Origin of the sequence: Actinophytocola sp., assembly GCF_035762905.1 — a bacterium.
In the GTDB taxonomy this organism is placed as follows: Bacteria; Actinomycetota; Actinomycetes; order Mycobacteriales; family Pseudonocardiaceae; genus DASYTH01.
The window spans coordinates 29,619-47,682 of the sequence record NZ_DASUCC010000078.1; the positions used below are offsets into that span (position 1 = coordinate 29,619).

General features: G+C 71.4%; 17 protein-coding genes. 10 read left to right on the forward strand and 7 right to left on the reverse strand.

Annotated features, from left to right (window positions below; translation table 11 throughout):
* The first annotated feature begins 74 nt into the window (after nucleotides 1-74).
* From VFV67_RS16265 to VFV67_RS16285, 5 genes are read left to right on the forward strand one after another with little or no spacing between them, the layout of a single operon-like run.
* Nucleotides 75-1,220: an acyl-CoA dehydrogenase family protein gene (locus VFV67_RS16265; RefSeq protein WP_326470929.1), complete on the forward strand. Its 1,146-nt coding sequence runs from the start codon at nucleotides 75-77 to the stop codon at nucleotides 1,218-1,220.
* A complete protein-coding gene (locus VFV67_RS16270; RefSeq protein WP_326470931.1) occupies nucleotides 1,217-2,815 on the forward strand; it encodes an acyl-CoA carboxylase subunit beta in 1,599 nt (532 codons plus the stop codon). Before VFV67_RS16265 ends, VFV67_RS16270 begins: the two co-directional genes overlap by 4 nt.
* Before the next feature lie 5 nt (nucleotides 2,816-2,820).
* The gene (locus tag VFV67_RS16275; protein ID WP_326470933.1) at nucleotides 2,821-4,785 is read left to right on the forward strand and encodes an acetyl/propionyl/methylcrotonyl-CoA carboxylase subunit alpha; all 1,965 of its coding nucleotides are present in this window, start codon (nucleotides 2,821-2,823) and stop codon (nucleotides 4,783-4,785) included.
* Nucleotides 4,782-5,939, forward strand: coding sequence for an acyl-CoA dehydrogenase (locus VFV67_RS16280; protein WP_326470936.1), 1,158 nt, complete (start codon nucleotides 4,782-4,784; stop codon nucleotides 5,937-5,939). The genes VFV67_RS16275 and VFV67_RS16280 overlap by 4 nt, the downstream gene beginning before the upstream one ends.
* Before the next feature lies 1 nt (nucleotide 5,940).
* Nucleotides 5,941-6,564, forward strand: a complete 624-nt coding sequence (locus VFV67_RS16285; protein WP_326470938.1) for a TetR/AcrR family transcriptional regulator — start codon at nucleotides 5,941-5,943, stop codon at nucleotides 6,562-6,564.
* Here VFV67_RS16285 and VFV67_RS16290 read toward each other — a convergent pair.
* The 6 genes from VFV67_RS16290 to VFV67_RS16315 form a co-directional block, all read right to left on the reverse strand.
* The gene (locus VFV67_RS16290) at nucleotides 6,548-7,180 is read right to left on the reverse strand and encodes a response regulator transcription factor (RefSeq protein WP_326470940.1); all 633 of its coding nucleotides are present in this window, start codon (nucleotides 7,178-7,180) and stop codon (nucleotides 6,548-6,550) included. The genes VFV67_RS16285 and VFV67_RS16290 overlap by 17 nt on opposite strands.
* Nucleotide 7,181: 1 nt before the next feature.
* A complete protein-coding gene (locus VFV67_RS16295; protein WP_326470942.1) occupies nucleotides 7,182-8,399 on the reverse strand; it encodes a sensor histidine kinase in 1,218 nt (405 codons plus the stop codon).
* A complete protein-coding gene (locus VFV67_RS16300) occupies nucleotides 8,396-9,145 on the reverse strand; it encodes an ABC transporter permease (protein WP_326470944.1) in 750 nt (249 codons plus the stop codon). Before VFV67_RS16300 ends, VFV67_RS16295 begins: the two co-directional genes overlap by 4 nt.
* A complete protein-coding gene (locus VFV67_RS16305) occupies nucleotides 9,142-10,059 on the reverse strand; it encodes an ABC transporter ATP-binding protein (RefSeq protein WP_326470946.1) in 918 nt (305 codons plus the stop codon). Before VFV67_RS16305 ends, VFV67_RS16300 begins: the two co-directional genes overlap by 4 nt.
* Before the next feature lie 81 nt (nucleotides 10,060-10,140).
* The gene (locus VFV67_RS16310; RefSeq protein ID WP_326470948.1) at nucleotides 10,141-10,659 is read right to left on the reverse strand and encodes a hypothetical protein; all 519 of its coding nucleotides are present in this window, start codon (nucleotides 10,657-10,659) and stop codon (nucleotides 10,141-10,143) included.
* 115 nt (nucleotides 10,660-10,774) lie between these two features.
* On the reverse strand, nucleotides 10,775-11,287 hold the full coding sequence (locus VFV67_RS16315) for a DUF402 domain-containing protein (protein WP_326470950.1): 513 nt from the start codon (nucleotides 11,285-11,287) through the stop codon (nucleotides 10,775-10,777).
* Nucleotides 11,288-11,324: 37 nt separating this feature from the next.
* On the opposite strand from VFV67_RS16315, the gene VFV67_RS16320 reads away from it, so the two are divergent.
* The 4 genes from VFV67_RS16320 to VFV67_RS16335 are packed head-to-tail and all read left to right on the forward strand — an operon-like array spanning nucleotide 11,325 to nucleotide 15,528.
* On the forward strand, nucleotides 11,325-12,089 hold the full coding sequence (locus VFV67_RS16320) for a hypothetical protein (protein WP_326470953.1): 765 nt from the start codon (nucleotides 11,325-11,327) through the stop codon (nucleotides 12,087-12,089).
* Between the two features lie 59 nt (nucleotides 12,090-12,148).
* A complete protein-coding gene (gene uvrB / locus VFV67_RS16325; RefSeq protein WP_326470961.1) occupies nucleotides 12,149-14,260 on the forward strand; it encodes an excinuclease ABC subunit UvrB in 2,112 nt (703 codons plus the stop codon).
* Nucleotides 14,261-14,278: 18 nt separating this feature from the next.
* Nucleotides 14,279-15,256 carry a hypothetical protein gene (locus VFV67_RS16330; RefSeq protein WP_326470955.1) on the forward strand — a complete coding sequence of 326 codons (978 nt, stop codon included), beginning with the start codon at nucleotides 14,279-14,281 and terminating at the stop codon, nucleotides 15,254-15,256.
* Nucleotides 15,220-15,528, forward strand: a complete 309-nt coding sequence (locus VFV67_RS16335; protein WP_326470957.1) for a hypothetical protein — start codon at nucleotides 15,220-15,222, stop codon at nucleotides 15,526-15,528. The genes VFV67_RS16330 and VFV67_RS16335 overlap by 37 nt, the downstream gene beginning before the upstream one ends.
* Nucleotides 15,529-15,536: 8 nt before the next feature.
* Here the strand turns inward: VFV67_RS16335 and VFV67_RS16340 are convergent, their stop codons facing one another.
* The gene (locus VFV67_RS16340) at nucleotides 15,537-16,520 is read right to left on the reverse strand and encodes a LacI family DNA-binding transcriptional regulator (protein ID WP_326470959.1); all 984 of its coding nucleotides are present in this window, start codon (nucleotides 16,518-16,520) and stop codon (nucleotides 15,537-15,539) included.
* Between the two features lie 155 nt (nucleotides 16,521-16,675).
* Here VFV67_RS16340 and VFV67_RS16345 point away from each other — a divergent pair, with 155 nt between their 5' ends.
* Complete coding sequence (locus VFV67_RS16345; protein ID WP_326470960.1) at nucleotides 16,676-17,962, forward strand: sugar ABC transporter substrate-binding protein; 1,287 nt, start codon at nucleotides 16,676-16,678, stop codon at nucleotides 17,960-17,962.
* Nucleotides 17,963-18,064: the final 102 nt, after the last annotated feature.

Below are 18,064 nucleotides of genomic sequence, written 5' to 3' on the forward strand. Positions count from 1 at the left end.
CCATCGAGCACTGCCCCGCCGCCGAGCTTGCGAGGCGGCGGGGTTCGGCGGCTCCGAGCTTGCGAGGTGCCGCTGTGAATGTTTTCGACACGCCGGAACGGCGGGCGCTCCGGGACACCTGCACGGCTTTCGTGCGCCGGGAGATCGGGCCGCACCTGGCCGACTGGGAGCGGGCCGGTGAGGTGCCGCGCGAGCTGCACAAGCGGGCCGCGGCCGTGGGACTGCTCGGGGTCGGCGCGCCGGAGGACGCCGGTGGCGGCGGCGGTGACGTGATCGACTCGACCGTGGTGACCGAGGCGTTCCTCGAGGCCGGTGCCTCGTCGGGATTGCTGGCCGCGCTGTTCACGCACGGCATCGCGGTGCCGCACATGATCAGCGTGGGCAACCGGGACCTGATCGACCGGTACGTCCGCCCGACCCTGGCCGGCGAGCTGATCGGCGCGCTCGGCGTGACCGAGCCGGACGGCGGATCGGACGTGGCGGCCCTGCGCACCAGGGCGGTCCGGGACGGCGAGCACTACATCGTCAACGGTGCCAAGACGTTCATCACGTCGGGGGTGCGGGCCGACTTCGTCACCACCGCGGTGCGCACCGGCGGACCCGGGCACGGCGGGATCTCCCTGCTGGTGCTCGACCGCGACACGCCCGGCTTCACGGTGAGCCGGAAGCTGGACAAGATGGGCTGGCTCTGCTCGGACACCGCCGAGCTGTCCTTTGTGGACGCCCGGGTGCCCGCGGCCAACCTGGTCGGCGCCGAGCACGGCGGCTTCGTGCTGATCATGCAGCAGTTCGTGATGGAACGACTCGGCCTTGCCACGCACGCCTACTCGGTGGCGCAGCGGGCGCTGGACCTGACCGTCGCGCACGTCCGGACCCGGCAGACGTTCGGCCGGCCGCTGATCTCCCGGCAGGTGGTCCGGCACAAGCTGGTGGAGATGCGGACCCGGATCGAGCTGGCCCGCACCTACACAAGGGCGATCTGCGTCCGGGCGGCGGCCGGCGAGCAGCCGGTGGCCGAGGCGTGCCTGGCCAAGAACTCCGCGGTGGCCGCCTGCGACTGGGTGGTGGACCAGGCCGTCCAGCTGCACGGCGGGATGGGCTACATGCGCGAGTCCGAGGTGGAGCGGCATTACCGGGACGCGCGGATCCTCGGCATCGGCGGCGGCGCCACCGAGGTGCTCGTCGACCTGGCCGCCAAGTTGTTGGGATACCACGAATGAGCATTTTCAGATCGACGGTGGACCCGCGGTCGGCCGAGCACCAGGCCAACCGGGAGGCGATGCTGGTCAAGCTCGCCGAGATCGAGGCCGAGCAGGCCAAGGCGATCGCCGGCGGCGGGGAGAAGTACGTCGACCGGCACCGCAAGCGCGGCAAGCTGCTTGCCCGGGAACGGGTCGAGCTGCTGCTCGATCCCGACTCGCCGTTCCTCGAGCTGTCCCCGCTGGCCGCGTGGGGCAGCAACTACACGGTCGGGGCCAGCGTGGTCACCGGGATCGGGGTGGTGTCCGGGGTCGAGTGCATGGTCAGCGCCAGCGATCCGACCGTGAAGGGCGGCGCGAGCAACCCGTGGTCGGCCAAGAAGGGCTACCGGGCTGCGGACATCGCCGCGCAGAACCGGCTCCCGGCCATCCACCTGGTCGAGTCCGGCGGCGCGGACCTGCCCACCCAGAAGGAGATCTTCATCCCGGGCGGGCGGATCTTCCGCGACCTGACCAAGTCCTCGGCCGCGAAGGTGCCGACCGTCGCCCTGGTGTTCGGCAACTCCACCGCGGGCGGCGCCTACCTGCCCGGCATGTCCGACTACGTGGTGATGGTCAAGCAGCGGGCCAAGGTGTTCCTCGGCGGGCCGCCACTGGTGAAGATGGCCACCGGCGAGGAGTCCGACGACGAGTCGCTCGGCGGCGCGGAGATGCACGCCCGGATCTCCGGCCTTGCCGACTACCTGGCCGTCGACGAGCTCGACGCGATCCGGATCGGCCGGCGGATCATGGCCCGGCTGAACTGGCGCAAGCACGGCCCGGCGCCCGCCCCCGACTTCGCCGAGCCGGAGTACGACGCCGAGGATCTGCTCGGCATCGTGCCGACCGACCTGAAGGTCCCGTTCGACCCGCGGGACGTGATCGCCCGGGTGGTGGACGGCTCGGCCTTCGACGAGTTCAAGCCGCTGTACGGGACCAGCCTGGTCACCGGGTGGGCCCGGGTGCACGGCTACCCGGTCGGCATCCTGGCCAACGCGCAGGGCGTGCTGTTCAGCGAGGAGTCGCAGAAGGCGGCGCAGTTCATCCAGCTGGCCAACCAGATCGACACGCCGCTGCTGTTCCTGCACAACACCACCGGCTACATGGTCGGCAAGGACTACGAGCAGGGCGGGATCATCAAGCACGGCGCCATGATGATCAATGCGGTGGCCAACTCGCGGGTGCCGCACATCTCGATCCTGATGGGCGCCTCCTACGGTGCCGGGAACTACGGAATGTGTGGCCGGGCCTACGATCCCCGGTTCCTGTTCGTCTGGCCCAGCGCCAAGTCCGCGGTGATGGGCCCGCAGCAGCTGGCCGGCGTGCTGTCCATCGTGGCCAGGCAGGCCGCGGCCGGCCGGGGCCAGGAGTACAACGAGGAGCACGACGCCGCCATGCGGGCCATGGTGGAGGGCCAGATCGAGGCGGAGTCGCTGCCGATGTTCCTGTCCGGCATGGTCTACGACGACGGCATCATCGATCCGAGGGACACCCGGACCGTGCTCGGCATCTGTCTGTCCGTGATCCACAACAACCCCGTCGAAGGCACCGACCGCTTCGGCGTTTTCCGGATGTGATGACCGTGATCACGAACGTACTGGTGGCCAACCGCGGCGAGATCGCCCGCCGGGTGTTCCGCACCTGCGCCGACGCCGGCATCGGCACCGTCGCGGTGTACTCCGACGCCGATGCCGGCGCACCGCACGTGGCCGAGGCGGACGCCGCGGTGCGGCTGCCCGGCAACGCGCCGGCCGAGACCTACCTGCGCGCCGACGCGCTGATCGGCGCCGCGAAGCGGGCCGGCGCGGACGCGGTGCATCCCGGATACGGCTTCCTGTCCGAGAACGCCGCGTTCGCCCGGGCGGTGACCGAGGCCGGGCTGACCTGGATCGGCCCGCCGGCCGAGGCGATCGCGGCGATGGGATCCAAGATCGAGTCCAAGCGGCTGATGGCCGACGCCGGGGTTCCGGTGCTGTCCGAGCTGGACCCGGACGCGGTGACCGAGGCCGATCTTCCGTTGCTGGTCAAGGCATCCGCCGGTGGCGGGGGTCGGGGCATGCGGGTGGTGCGGGCGCTGGCCGAGTTGGCCGGCGCGCTCGAGGCGGCCCGGTCCGAGGCCGGCTCGGCGTTCGGCGACCCCACCGTGTTCTGCGAGCCGTACCTGGCCACCGGCCGGCACATCGAGGTGCAGATCCTGGCCGACGCGCACGGCACGGTGTGGGCGGTGGGGGAGCGCGAGTGCTCGATCCAGCGCCGGCACCAGAAGGTAGTCGAGGAGACGCCGTCTCCGTTGGTGCAGCGGGTTTCCGGGATGCGCGAGCGGCTGTTCGACGCGGCCAGGGCCGCGGCGCGGGCGATCGGCTACGTCGGGGCCGGCACCGTGGAGTTCCTCGCCGACGAGTCCGGCCGGTTCTTCTTCCTGGAGATGAACACCCGGCTGCAGGTCGAGCACCCGGTGACCGAGTGCGTGACCGGGCTGGACCTGGTCGCCCTGCAGCTCGCCGTGGCCGGCGGCGCGGCGCTGCCGGCCGAGCCGCCGGCACCGTCCGGGCACGCCATCGAGGTTCGGCTCTACGCCGAGGATCCCGCCGCCGACTGGCGGCCGCAGAGCGGGCCACTGCACCGGTTCGAGGTGCCCGGGGTGACCGCCGAGCTGCGCAACCCGGCCGGCCCGGGCATCCGGCTGGACTCCGGCGTGCGCACCGGGTCGGTGGTGAGCGTGCACTACGACCCGATGCTGGCCAAGGTGATCGCCTGGGCGCCGAGCCGGGACGCCGCCGCGCGGGCGCTGGCCGGCGCCCTGACCCGGTCCCGGATCCACGGCCTGGCAACGAACCGGGACCTGCTGGTGCGGGTGCTGCGGCATCCGGCGTTCCTCGCCGGCGACACCGACACCGCGTTCTTCGACCGGCACGGGCTGGCCGGGCTGGCCGAACCGTTGGCGGACAAGGAGTCCACCGCGGTCTCGGTGGTCGCCGCGGCGCTCGCCGACGCGGCCGCCAACCGGGCGGCGGCCACCGTGCTCGGCCGGATCCCGAGCGGCTGGCGCAACGTCGGCGCCGCGCCGCAGGTGAAGCGGTACCGGTGCGGGCCGGACGAGGTCGAGGTGCGCTACCGGCACACCCGGTCCGGCGTCACGGTTGCCGGGCACGAGGGTCTCCGCGTGCTCGAGGCGACTCCGGAGCGGGTGGTGCTGCTCCTCGGCGGTGTGCGCCGGACCTTCGACGTGGCACGGTATCCGGGTCAGGTCTGGGTGGACTCGCCGCTCGGGTCGGTGCCGCTGTCCCCGGTGGACCGGTTCCCGGACCCGGCGTCCCAGGTGGCCGCCGGATCGCTGCTCGCGCCGATGCCGGGCACCGTGGTGCGGGTCGCGGTGTCGTTGGGGGACAAGGTGACCGAGGGTCAGCCGCTGCTGTGGCTGGAGGCGATGAAGATGGAACACCGGATCGCCGCGCCGTCCGACGGCGTGGTGGCCGAGCTCGCGGTGGCCGCGGGCGATCAGGTCGAGGTGGGTCGCGTGCTTGCCGTAGTGGAGGAGTTGTCATGAGCTTTGTCGAGACCGAGGAACGCCAGGCGCTGCGCGCGGCCGTGGCGGAGGTGGCCCGCCGGTACGGGCCGGAGTACATGTCCCGCAAGGCCCGCACCGGTGGCAAGACCACCGAGCTGTGGGACGAGTTCGGCAAGCTCGGCTACCTCGGCGTGAACGTGCCGGAGGAGTACGGCGGCGGAGGCGGCGGGATCGGCGACCTGGCCGCGGTGATGGAGGAACTGGCCGCGACCGGCTGCGGGCTGCTGCTGATGGTGGTCTCGCCGGCGATCTGCGCCACGATCATCGCCCGGTTCGGCACCGACGAGCAGAAGGCCCACTGGCTGCCCCGGTTCGCCGACGGGTCGGTGCGGATGGCGTTCGCGATCACCGAGCCGGACGCCGGGTCCAACGCGCACAAGCTGACCACCACCGGCCGGCGGGACGGCGACTCGTGGGTCCTCAGTGGACGGAAGGTGTTCATCTCCGGCGTCGACGAGGCGGACGCGGTGCTGGTGGTCGGGCGCACCGAGGACGCGAAGACCGGCAAGCTCAAGCCGGCGCTGTGGATCGTGCCGACCAACACGCCCGGGTTCGAGTTCACCCCGATCGAGATGGACATCATCTCGCCGGACAAGCAGTTCATGCTGTTCCTCGACGACGTCCGGCTGCCGGCCGACGCGCTGGTCGGGTCGGAGGACGCCGCGCTGCTGCAGTTGTTCGCCGGCCTGAACCCGGAACGGATCATGGCTGCCGCGTTTGCCATCGGGCTCGGCCGGTACGCGCTGGACAAGGCGGTCGGCTACGCCAACTCCCGGCAGGTGTGGAAAACCCCGATCGGTGCGCACCAGGCCGTCCAGCATCCCCTTGCCATCGCCAAGATCGAGCTGGAGCTGGCCAAGGTGATGATGCAGAAGGCGGCCTGGCTCTACGACGGCGGCAACGACCTGGCCGCGGGCGAGTCGGCGAACATGGCCAAGTACGCCGCGGCCGAGGCCTGCGTCAAGGCGGTGGACGCGGCGGTGCAGACCCACGGCGGCAACGGACTGACCGCCGAGTACGGCCTCGCCGGGCTGATCGCCTCCTCGCGGGCCAACCGGATCGCGCCGGTGAGCCGGGAGATGATCCTCAACTTCGTCGCCCAGCACTCGCTCGGCCTGCCCAAGTCATATTGATATGAGTCCTGTCGTAGACAACGGAGCACTCCGGCAGCCGCAACAGGATCGCAGCCGCGCGACCCGCAAGCGGCTGCTGGAGGCCGCCATCGAATGCCTGGCCGAGCTGGGCTGGGCGGGCAGCACCGTGTCCGTGGTGGCCGAGCGGGCCGGCGTCTCCCGGGGCGCCGCCCAGCACCACTTCCCCACCCGGGAGGACCTGGTCACCGCCGCGGTGGAGTACGTCGCCGAGGAACGCACCGCGCGCCTTCGCGACCACCTCGCCGGGCTGCCAGAAGGTCCCGGCCGGGTCCAGGCCGTGATCGACCTGATCGACCGGATGTACACCGGCCACCTGTTCCGCGCCGCCCTGCAACTCTGGCTCGCCGCCACCTCGGACGAACAACTGCGCGCCCGGGTGGTGCCGCTCGAGGCCCGGGTCGGCCGGGAGACGCACCGGGTGGCACTGGAACTCCTCGGTGTTGAGGAGTCCACCCCCGGCGTCCGCGAGATCGTCCAGGCGACCCTGGACATGGCCCGCGGCCTCGGCCTGGCCAACCTGCTCACCGACGACAGCAAACGCCGCCGCCGGATCCTGAAGGAATGGGCGCGGGTGCTGGACGGTGCGCTTACCGGCGCCGGCTGAGCAGCCCCCGTTCGAACGCCACGGCCACCGCGGCGGCGCGGTCGTTCACGCCGAGCTTGGCGTAGACGTGCAGCAGGTGGGTCTTCACGGTGGCCTCGCTGATGAACAGCGCGGCGGCTGCCTCGCGGTTGGTCGAGCCGCGCGCGATCAGGCCGAGGACCTCCAACTCCCGCTGGGACAACGCATCCGAGGCCGGCGCGCGCATCTGGCCCATCAGCCGGGTGGCCACCGCGGGGGACAGCACGGCCTGCCCGCGGGCCGCGGCCTCGACCGCCCGGAACAGCTCCTCCCGCGGCGCGTCCTTGAGCAGGTACCCGGTCGCCCCGGCCTCGATCGCCGGCAGCACGTCGCTGTCGGTGTCGTAGGTGGTCAGCACCAGCACCCGGGACGGCACCCCGCGCCGGGCCAACTCGGCGATCGCCGCCACCCCGTCCATCCGCGGCATGCGCAGGTCCATCAGCACCACGTCGGGCCGGTGCGCCTCGGCGAGGGTGACCGCCTCGGCGCCGTCCGCGGCCTCGCCGATCACCTCGAACCGGTCCCCGCCGGTGAGGATGCCGCGCAGCCCGTCGCGCACCACCGGATGATCGTCGACGATCAGCACCGTGATCGGCACGTCAGTCTCCCGCCGGAATGCTGACCGACACGGCGGTTCCGCCGCCCGGTTCGGACTCGATCTCCAGCCGTCCGTTCAGTCCGCGCACCCGCTGCCGCATCGCGGTCAGCCCGAAACTCGAGCCGTTGCGGCTCGCCCGGCCGGGCGCGAACCCCACCCCGTCGTCGCGCACGTCCAGGGTCACCAGATCCTCCATGTAGGACAGGGTGAGCCCGACCCGGGACGCGCCGGCGTGCTTGGCGACGTTGGCCAGTGCCTCCTGGGCGGCGCGCAGCAGGGTCACCTCGACGTCCGGGTGCATCGGGCGGGCCGTGCCGGTCGTGGTCACCTCGGCCGGTACCCCGTTGATCTCCGACCAGCGCCGCACCACGTCGGCGATCGCCTCCGGCAGCCGGGCGTTGTCCAGCGCCACCGGCCGCACCGCGTGCACCGAACGGCGTGCCTCGGACAGGCTCTCCCTGGCCAGCGTCATGGCGGTGTCCGCGTGCCGGAGCCAGTCCGCCGGGCGTGCCTCGGCCGCCTCGAGCTGGGTGATGATCCCGGTCAGGCCCTGAGCCAGCGTGTCGTGGATCTCCCTGGCCATGCGCTGCCGCTCGTCGAGCACGCCGGCCTCGCGCGCCTGGATGAGCAACTGCTTGTGCAGGCCGGCGTTCTCCTCCAGCGCCGCCGCCAGTTCGGCGAGCGCCTGCTTGCGTTCGCGATCCCGCTCGATGGTCCGCCAGCCGAAGTAGGAGATCACCGCGGCCAGAGTGATGTTCAGCAGGGCCAGCAGGGCGAACGACACGATGCCAACCGCTTGCACGTACTGCGGCCCGCCGACCTGCGAATATGCCTGCAACACCGCGGTCGCGGCGATGCCCGCGAAGCTCCAGCGGCCGGGCAGGCACTCGAACGCCCGGAAGTAGCCGGTGAAGGCGAAGATGCCGTACCACGACGCCTGGGTGATCAGAATCGCGAACAGCACGAGCAGACCGAGGTAGTACACGACGGGCAGCCGGCGCCGCTCCAGCTTCCAGCCAGGGTGGAACGTATCCAGGGCGAGCACCCAGGCCGCCGCCACGGCCGCGACGGCGAGGGTGCCCAGCAGCTCGGACCCGGACGGCGCCGGCTGCACCAAGGTGATCACCGTCGAGACGCCGAGCAGCCCGAGCGGCATGACCCGCAGCATCACGGTTTCCCGCCGCTCCCACGGCTGCTCCTCGAGGTGCGGGTGGGTCACCTTGCCGCCTCCCAGCGGAAGTACCGAACCGCCACGGCGCCCGCGACGACAGTCCACACAAGCATCACGGCGACGTGCAGCAGCTGCGGCCACGACCCGCTCGCCGTGTCCTGCAATGATTGCACTCCGGCCCCGAGCGGGGTGAGGTCGCTGATCCGAACCAGGACGTCCGGCATGACGGCCCGCGGAATCCACAGCCCGGCGAAGAACATCACCGGGAAGAACAGGATGGAGCCGATCGCCCCGGCGGCCTTCCCGCTCGGCGCGACCGCCGCGATCAGCAGCCCGATGGACAGCGAGGCGACCGTGCACAGCACGAACATGAGGGCGTAGCCGACGATCTGGTCGGGCAGCGGCACGGCGAAGGCGATCCGGGCGATGGCCAGCACCCCGACGCTGGCCACGATGGACAGCACCGTGCACATCGCCAGCTGCGCGGTGAGCATCGTCAGCGGGCGCACCGGGGTGGTGGCCATCCGGCGCAGGATGCCCTTCTCCCGGTAGGAGGCCAGCATCTGCGGCAACCCGTTGAGCGCGAACATGACGATCACCGTCGCGATGATGATCGGTGCGTACAGGTCGATCACCCGCTGCCCGCCAAGGCCCTCCTGGGGCTCCCGGAATGCCGGCACCGAGCCGAGGATCACGAGCAGCAGCGGTGGGACGACGAGCGTGAAGAACACGCCGATCGGCTCGCGGAAGAACAGCTTCGACTCGGTGAGGGTGAGTCGGGCGAGCGGGTTCATCGGTTCTCCTTGTCGGTTTCGAGTGCGCGGCCGGTGAGCGCGACGAACGCGTCGTCCAGGGTGGTCTGCTCGACCCGCAGGTCGGCGGCGATGATCTGGTTGCGGGCCAGCACCGAGGTGACCGCGTGCAGCACGTTTCCCTTGCCGGTGACCAGGATCTGCGGACCGGATCGGCTCACCGCGGTCACCTCGGGCAGCGCGGTCAGCAGGGCGTCGTCCAGCGGGGCGGACGGGCGGAACCGGATCCGCTGCTCATCGTCCACTGTGGACACGATGCCGGCCGGCGTGTCCAGCGCGACCACCCGCCCCGAGTCGATCAGGGCAAGCCGGTCGCACAGCCGCTCGGCCTCCTCCATGAAGTGGGTGACCAGGAGGATCGTGACCCCGCGGGCCCGGACCGTCTCGATCAGCTCCCACACGTCCCGGCGCGCCTGCGGGTCGAGGCCGGTGGTCAGCTCGTCCAGCACGGCCACCTCCGGCGCTCCGACCAGCGCCAGCGCGATGGACAGCCGCTGCTTCTGCCCACCGGACAGCCGGCGGTACTGCGCGTCGTGCTTGTCCCCCAAACCCAACGTGCTCAGCAGCTCGCGCCAGTCGGCCGGGGTGCGGTAGAAGGACCCGTAGAGCTCCATCGCCTCCCGCACGGTGATCTTGTCGGGCAGCTCGCTCTCCTGCAGCTGCGCGCCGAGCCGGTGCCGCAGCCGGGGGTCGTCGGGTTCGAGACCGAGCACCCGGACCGTGCCGCCGTCGGGCCGGCGCAGGCCCTCGACGCATTCCACGGTCGTGGTCTTGCCGGCGCCGTTCGGGCCGAGGATGCCGAAGATTTCGCCCTGCTCCACCGTGATTGACACACCGTTGACGGCCGGCTTGTCGCCGTACCGCTTGACCAGGTCGTAGACCTCGATGATCGCCATGCGACGAGCCTGCCGGCGCGCGGACGCGGGCGAATCACCTGGCCGGCCAGAGCCTGGATCAACCGATCGGTGGATGCCGGATCAGAACGGCGGCCATACCTCGAAGATGTATTTGAACGTCAGCCACGCGCTCACGTCGTGCCGGTGTCGGCTGAGCTCCTCGAGCGTCTTGTGCACGGTGCGCAGGGCCAGGTCGGCGTCGCCGACCAGCAGCACCCGGCCGGCCACCGCCGCGGCGAACTCCTCCGACCGGATGATGCGTGCGCTCGACCCGCCCGGCGCGGCCAGGCCGAGCAGCAGGTCGGTGGTCCGCCAGTAGCGACCGTCGTGGAACACCCGGACGGCGGTCAGCTCGCTGGGCGCGCCCTTGGCGTGCCGGGACCGCGGCCGCCGGTGGGTCAGGCGCAGGTTCGCCTCCGGGATCAGCCAGCTGACCTCGGAGTCGTAGAACGGGTCCTCGGGCGTGGGGCACTCGGTGCGCAACCCCCAGCGCTCTTCCTGGCACGTCCGCAACTGCCGGGCCGTACCCGACGAGTAACTACGGACCGCCGTGACCGTGTCAACCACATCAACCAGCTGCGGGGTGATCGCCGTTCCCACAGGTCCAGAGGGTAGTCGTCAGCGTGCGGGCCGTGACGGCGGGTCCTGATTCGTTATGTCACGTCTGGCACCCGGTTGGATACCGATCCGAACAAAGATCGATTCAGGGCCTTGACTAGTGCCGCCAGGTGATCGCGACACCCTGGGCGGCCAGCCAGGCGTCCACGTCCCACCGCGCGGCGGCGATCCCGTCCACCGCCCGGAACGCCCGGCGAAACGCCCGCTCGGCCGCGTCCTGGTCGATCAGTCCGGCGGTCAGCGCGGCCAGCGTCTCGTCGGCGTCCAGCAGGCGCTGGTCCAGCCCGGTGCGCACGACGATGTCCAGGTACAGGTCCGTGGTGCGCCAGGCCGGACCGGTCTCGATGTCCACCACGTCGATGTAGAAGTCCAGGTCGGACGGTACGCCGGGGTGCCGGTCCCACTTGTTCACCCGCAGCCCCATGCCGGGGAGCAGCCAGGACTGGAAGTACGCGAGATCGGGATGGCCGGCCACCGGACGGGCCATGAACAGGCCGTGCTCCACCAGCCGGTACTCGTCCACCGGGCGGACGAAGCCCTTGGGATCGGTGTTGGTCATCGCCTCGATGTCGAACACCTCGAGTTTGGGTGGGTGAAGTGCGCCGTTCACACCGCGAGGTTGGCACACCGTTGGCTAGTCTCGCCCCGTGACCGAGCCGGCGACGACCACGCGCACCTCGCCCTGGTCACGGCGTGACCCGGGGGCCTGGTTCGCTCCGGCGATGCCGGTCGCGGTGGTCGGACTCGGGGCGGCGGTCGTGGTTTCCCTCGACGACCCGGTGGCCGGGGCGCTGTTCGCCCTCGCCGCGGTCGCGGTGCTGATCGCGGCGTTCCTGCTCGGCCGGGACCGGCCGGTGCGGGTGGCCACCGGCGAGGTGACGCTGGCCGGCGGCGTGCTGCGCGGCCCGCGGTTCCCGATGCGCGCGCCGAACCCCGCGCTGGCCGGGTGGGCGGTGCTGGCCGTGGTCCTGGTGGGCTGCGGGGTGCTGTGCGTGGTGCTGGCGCTGACCCGGCGGGCGCCGGCGTTCCTGATCGGCGCGGTGGTCTGCGCGGTGGCCGGCGGGATGCTGGCCGGCGCCGCGCTCACCGGGCTGCGCCGGGACCGGACCGAGCCGCCGTCGGTACTGCTGGCCGGTGCCGGGGTGGTGTTCGAGGCCGGGGCCGGCACCCGGCTGATCCCGTGGGACGAGATCACCGCGGTCGAGGCCGTGACCGCGTTCGGCCGCAACGCGATCGTCATCCGCTGCGGGCGCCGCCGGCAGTCGGTGCGCACCGCGCGGCTGGCCTGCGACCCGGCCACGGTCTACCACGCGGTGCGGTTCTACTGGTGCAGCTCGCATGCCCGGTCCGTGCTGGGCACCGGCGTGGCGCTGGAGCGGATCCGGGGCGGCCGGCTCGAGGTCGTCGCCTGAGATTGTCGGGGGCCGCGCGTAGCCTCGTCGGCGTGGCAATCGTGACCTCACACTCCGCGATGCGACCGATCGGCGACATCCCAAGGGCCGACGGCCGGTTCCGCATGGCCAGCCCGTTCCAGCCGGCCGGCGACCAGCCCGCGGCCATCGACGAGCTGGAGCGGCGGCTGCGCGCCGGGGAGCGCGACGTGGTGCTGCTCGGCGCGACCGGCACCGGCAAGTCGGCCACCACGGCCTGGCTGATCGAGCGGGTGCAGCGGCCGACCCTGGTCATGGCGCCGAACAAGACGCTGGCCGCGCAGCTGGCCAACGAGCTGCGCGAGTTCTTCCCGGACAACGCGGTGGAGTACTTCGTCAGTTACTACGACTACTACCAGCCCGAGGCCTACGTCCCGCAGACCGACACCTACATCGAGAAGGACTCCTCGGTCAACGAGGACGTCGAGCGGCTGCGGCACTCGGCGACGATGAGCCTGCTGTCCCGGCGGGACGTGGTCGTGGTCGCCTCGGTGTCCTGCATCTACGGCCTCGGCAGCCCGCAGGAGTACCTGGACCGCACGATCGGGCTGGCCGTCGGTGAGACCGTCGAGCGCGACGTGCTGCTCCGCGCGCTGGTCGACACCCAGTACACCCGCAACGACCTGTCGTTCACCCGCGGCACGTTCCGGGTGCGCGGGGACACCGTCGAGATCATCCCGGCCTACGAGGAGCTGGCCGTGCGGATCGAGTTCTTCGGCGACGAGGTGGAGGCGCTGTACTACCTGCACCCGCTCACCGGCGACATCGTCCGGCAGGTGGAGACCGTGCGGATCTCCCCGGCCACGCACTACGTCACCGGCGCGGAGCGGATGGAGCACGCCATCCGCACCATCGAGGCCGAGCTGGCGGAGCGGCTGGCCACGCTGGAGAAGCAGAACCGGCTGCTGGAGGCGCAGCGGCTGCGCATGCGCACCGCGTACGACATCGAGATGATGCGGCAGGTCGGGTTCTGCTCGGGGATCGAGAACTACTCGCGGCACCTGGACGGGCGGGGCGCGGGCTCGGCGCCGGCCACGCTGATCGACTACTTCCCGGACGACTTCCTGATGGTGATCGACGAGTCGCACGTGACCGTGCCGCAGATCGGCGGCATGTACGAGGGCGACGCGTCGCGCAAGCGGACCCTGGTCGAGCACGGGTTCCGGCTGCCGAGCGCGCTGGACAACCGGCCGCTGACCTGGGAGGAGTTCCAGGACCGGATCGGTCAGACGGTGTACCTGTCGGCCACTCCCGGGCCGTACGAGATGGGCCAGGCCGGCGGCGAGTTCGTCGAGCAGGTGATCCGGCCGACCGGCCTGATCGACCCCGAGGTGATCGTGAAGCCCACCGAGGGCCAGATCGACGACCTGGTGCACGAGATCCGCACCCGGGCCGAACGGGACGAGCGGGTGCTGGTCACCACGCTGACCAAGAAGATGTCCGAGGACCTCACCGACTACCTGCTCGAGCTGGGCGTGCGGGTGCGCTACCTGCACTCCGAGGTGGACACCCTGCGCCGGGTGGAGTTGCTCCGCCAGCTCCGGCTCGGCGAGTTCGACGTGCTGGTCGGCATCAACCTGCTCCGCGAGGGCCTCGACCTCCCCGAGGTCTCGCTGGTCTCGATCCTGGACGCCGACAAGGAGGGCTTCCTGCGCAGCGGCACCTCCCTCATCCAGACCATCGGCCGGGCCGCCCGCAACGTCTCCGGCCAGGTCCACATGTACGCCGACACGGTCACCGACTCGATGAAGCACGCCATCGACGAGACCAACCGCCGCCGCGCCAAGCAGATCGCCTACAACGAGGAACGCGGTCTCGACCCTCAGCCGCTGCGCAAGAAGATCGCCGACATCCTGGACCGCGTCTACACCGAGGCCTCCGACTCCGAGGTCCCGATCGGCGGCTCCGGCCGCAACGCCTCCCGTGGCCGCCGCGCCGCAGGCGAACCAGGTGGCCGCTCCTCCGGCGTCTACGTCCGGGAGAACGTCTCCACCATGCCCCGCGCCGAACTCGCCGACCTCGTCCAACAACTCACCGACCAGATGATGAACGCCGCCCGCGACCTCCAGTTCGAACTCGCCGCCCGCCTCCGCGACGAGATCGCCGACCTGAAGAAGGAACTGCGCGGCATGGACGCGGCCGGCATCAAGTAACCGCCGATCGGCTGGCGCTTGGATCGCTACCCGGCCGACGGCGGGCTCCCGGAGCTCGACCCGGTCACGGCCGAGACCGCCGTGGGCGAGGCGCCGGGCATCCCGGCCGGCGTGGCCGTTCCGGACAATGTGGTCGCGAAGGTGCCCCGGGCGCTCGAGGCGCCGGTGGACGAGCTGGTGGCGCGGGGCGTGATCAACTCCGGCGAGGTGCTGGCCAAGGTCCTGCCGCAGCTGACCGCGAGTCTGCTCGCGGCCAACCTGGACGACGCGGAGATCGAGCCGGTCTACGCGCTGACCTACGCCGCCTTCCGGCGCCGGCGCAGCCTCCTGCTGCTCAACCTCGAGCACCAGGTGCAGTTCGGCGAGCTGCCCTGGATCGCCGCCCTCGAGCCGCTCCGCGCGCACCGGCCGGACACGAAGCGGGCCGCGCTCGGCACTCTGCGGCAGGCCACGATGCTGGCCCTGACCGCCTTCCCGGCGGCCATCCTGCCCAACCCGCTGGTTCGGGAGCTGGGCGCGCTGGCCACCGAGGCCGGGCTGTCGGTGCCGTTGGTCGAGGAGGTGGCCGCCGACATCTTCATGGGCACCTTCACCGTGAAGTGGCGCTTGGCGGCGGAGCGGGCGAGCGCGCTGCTCGCCGGGTCGCTCTATGCCCGCTACTACGACCTGCCGGACGCCGGCACCTGGGCCGCCGCGCCGCGCCCGCGGCGCAAGCGGCCGCGCTGGGCCCGGCGGACCGCGGACGATTTCGCCGCGGCCTGCGCGGCACGGGCAAGGGAGGCGCAGCTCGACGCCGGCAGCCGGTCGCCAGGAACGGCACGGTGTTGGAGCAGAGCCAGATCCTGTCCACGCACAACCTCGCCGTGCTCGTGGACGCGCTGGACCTGCGCGAGCAGATCCGGGACGTGGCCCCGGAATTGGCCGACCGGATCCTGCGCTGGGTGGTGCGCCGGCAGGCCATGCCGTGCCCCGACCGGCACGCCGCGCTCCAGATGATCAAGAACGTCGCCTACGGCTGGCGGCAGGCGGTGTTCTTCCTCAGCTTCTGCGAGCGGGAGGTTCAGGAGGTGGCGATCGGCACGCTGCGCGACCGGGTCACCGAGGCCGGGCTGGTTCGGTTCGCTCCGGCGGTGGACGGGCTGGCGCACGTCGTGGCCGGCGGTGCGTTCACCGGGACGAACCGCGGCGGGCCGGGCCGGCGGCTGCTCGGCTGGTCGGTCGGCCCGCACTGGTGCCTGGCCGGGGAGCCGCGGCCGGCGCCGCGCTAGCGCCGGCGTCAGCCGGGCAGGGGAGCGGCGCTCGACTCGCGGACGATCAGGCGGCAGGGGTGGGTGTGCAGGCCGGGGGCGGGGGAGCCGTTGATGGCGGCCAGGAGGCGGTCGGCGGCGGCGCGGCCGAGGGCCTGGAGTTCCAGGTCGACGCTGCTCAGCGGGGGTTGGCAGGCCAGTGCCATGACGTCCCAGTTGTCGAAGCCGACCAGGGCGACGTCGTCGGGGACGCGGCGGCCGGCCAGGCGCAGCGCGTCGGCGCAGCCGCGGGCGATCTGGTCGCTGCCGCAGAACACGGCGTCGAACTCGGCGCCGGTGGCGAGCAGCATGCCGATCGCGTGCCGGCCCCAGGACTCGCTCCACTCGCCGAACATCGGGGGCGCGGCGAGGTCGACGGCCGCCGCCGCGGCGGCGGCGCGGACCTGGGTGGAGTGGTGGTGCTCGGGACCGGTGACGTGGACGATGCGGGACCGGCCGACGGCGAGCAGGTGCTCGATGGCCTTGGCCGCGCCGCCACCCTCGTCGGGCACCAGTGAGCAGTCCCGCGGGTCGGTCGAGCTGACGAAGGCGTAGACCACCGGGACCGGCAGGCCGGCCCGGATCGGCGGCCGGGACCGGGCCCGGCGGCCGGTCACGATGATGCCGTCCACCCGGCGGCGCAGCAGGGTGTCCAGGTAGTACTGCTCCCGGATCGGGTCGTCGCGACCGTCGCAGAGGAACACCGACATCTGCCCGGCGCCGAGCGAGTCCTCCGCGCCGATCATGAGCGGGATGCTGAACCGGCCGATCGTGTCGGTGGTGATCATCCCGACCGTGTAGGTGCGGCCGGTGTTCAGGCTGCGGGCCGCGGCGTTGGCCTGGAAGCCGAGCCGCTCGGCCGCCTCGCGCACCCGGTCCCGGGTCTCCGGGCGCAGCGACCCTCGGCCGTTGAGCGCCTTGGACACCGTGCCCACCGAAACCCCGGCCAGCGCGGCGACGTCGCTGATCGTCACCGGGTCCGACCTTTTTCCTGCGGTTTGCGTCATTTTCCGATGTCCTTACCGTCCTAACCGGTCGCTACAGGGTAACCCGACGATTGACAGCCCGCCCAGGGCGAACCTAAGATCCGGAAATCGGTTTCCGGATTTTCCGACCGCGAGGAGCAGCGATGAGGCTCTCCACCTCCCTGGTCGCCGTGCTCGGCTCGGCAGTGCTCCTGGCCGCCTGCCAGAGCGCGCCCGAAGGCTCGTCCCCACAGGACACCGGCGCCACCGACGACGGCAGCACGATCACCATGTGGACCAGGGCCCCGACGGCAACCTTCACCCAGACGCTGATCGACGCCTACAACGCGAGCCACAAGAACAAGGTGCAGCTCACGGTCATCCCGGCCGACTCCTACCAGCAGAAGGTCGGCACCGCGGCCGGCGCGCGCGACCTGCCCGACGTGCTGGCCGCCGACGTCGTCTACGCACCCAACTACGCGTCCAAGGGCGTTTTCCTGGACATCACCGCGCGGGTCGACCAGCTGCCCTTCAAGGACACGCTGGCGCCCGCGCACATGAAGACCGCGACGCACGACGACAAGATCTACGGCGTGCCGCACGACATCGACCTGTCCGCGGTGTTCTACAACAAGGTCCTCTACCGCAAGGCCGGTCTCGACCCGGAGAAGCCGCCGACCAACCTCACCGAGCTGTACAACCACGCCAAGCAGATCAGCGCGGCGGGCACCGGCGCGAGCGGCTACTTCTTCGGCGGCCAGTGCCCCGGCTGCATCCTGTTCACCACCTGGCCGATGATCTGGGCGTCCGGCGGCTCCGTGCTCAACGAGGAGGGCACCGCCTCGACCATCAACAACCAGCAGGCGACCGAGGTCTACACGCTGTACCGGAAGATGTTCCAGGAAGGCATCGTCCCGCAGACGGCCAAGAACGAGAACGGTCCGACCTGGACGCAGGACTTCACCAACGGCAAGATCGGCATCCAGCCACTGGGTTCCACGGTGCTGCAGAGCGTCAAGGAGGGACCCGACCTCGAGGTGGGTGTGGCGCCGATCCCCGGTCTGACCGGCGGCACCTCCTCGTTCGTCGGCGGCGACGTGCTCGGCATCTCGGCCAACAGCCAGAAGGCCGCACAGGCCTGGGACTTCATCTCCTGGACGCTGTCCGACCAGGCGCAGGTCGAGGTGGTGGCGAAGAACAAGAACATCACCGTGCGCAGTGACCTGGCCGAGAACACCTATGCCAAGCAGGATCCGCGGCTGGGCACGTTCAACAAGCTCGCCGGTGCGGGCCAGACGCCGATCTCGGTCAACTTCGGCAAGACCTACAACGACCCGAACGGGCCGTGGACCGGCACCGCGATCGAAGCGATCTTCGGTGACATCGGGGTCTCCGACGCACTCGACAAACACAACCCGGCGATCACGGAGTCCCTGTCCAGCGGCAGCTGATTCCGCTGGTGCGCAAGGAGTCCATGTGGTCTCGCTGATCTCGCCCCGGGTCACGCCGGCGGCCCGGCCGCCGGACCGCCGGCGCGGCGCTGGCCACCGGAC

Excerpts from the sequence above, each read along its gene's own strand:
- VFV67_RS16270 (WP_326470931.1), top strand. The coding sequence starts at position 1,217 with ATGAGCATTTTCAGATCGACGGTGGACCCGCGGTCGGCCGAGCACCAG.
- VFV67_RS16280 (WP_326470936.1), top strand. The coding sequence starts at position 4,782 with ATGAGCTTTGTCGAGACCGAGGAACGCCAGGCGCTGCGCGCGGCCGTG.
- VFV67_RS16285 (WP_326470938.1), top strand. The coding sequence starts at position 5,941 with ATGAGTCCTGTCGTAGACAACGGAGCACTCCGGCAGCCGCAACAGGAT.
- VFV67_RS16300 (WP_326470944.1), bottom strand. The coding sequence starts at position 9,145 with ATGAACCCGCTCGCCCGACTCACCCTCACCGAGTCGAAGCTGTTCTTC.
- VFV67_RS16305 (WP_326470946.1), bottom strand. The coding sequence starts at position 10,059 with ATGGCGATCATCGAGGTCTACGACCTGGTCAAGCGGTACGGCGACAAG.
- uvrB (WP_326470961.1), top strand. The coding sequence starts at position 12,149 with ATGCGACCGATCGGCGACATCCCAAGGGCCGACGGCCGGTTCCGCATG.
- VFV67_RS16335 (WP_326470957.1), top strand. The coding sequence starts at position 15,220 with ATGCCGTGCCCCGACCGGCACGCCGCGCTCCAGATGATCAAGAACGTC.
- VFV67_RS16345 (WP_326470960.1), top strand. The coding sequence starts at position 16,676 with ATGAGGCTCTCCACCTCCCTGGTCGCCGTGCTCGGCTCGGCAGTGCTC.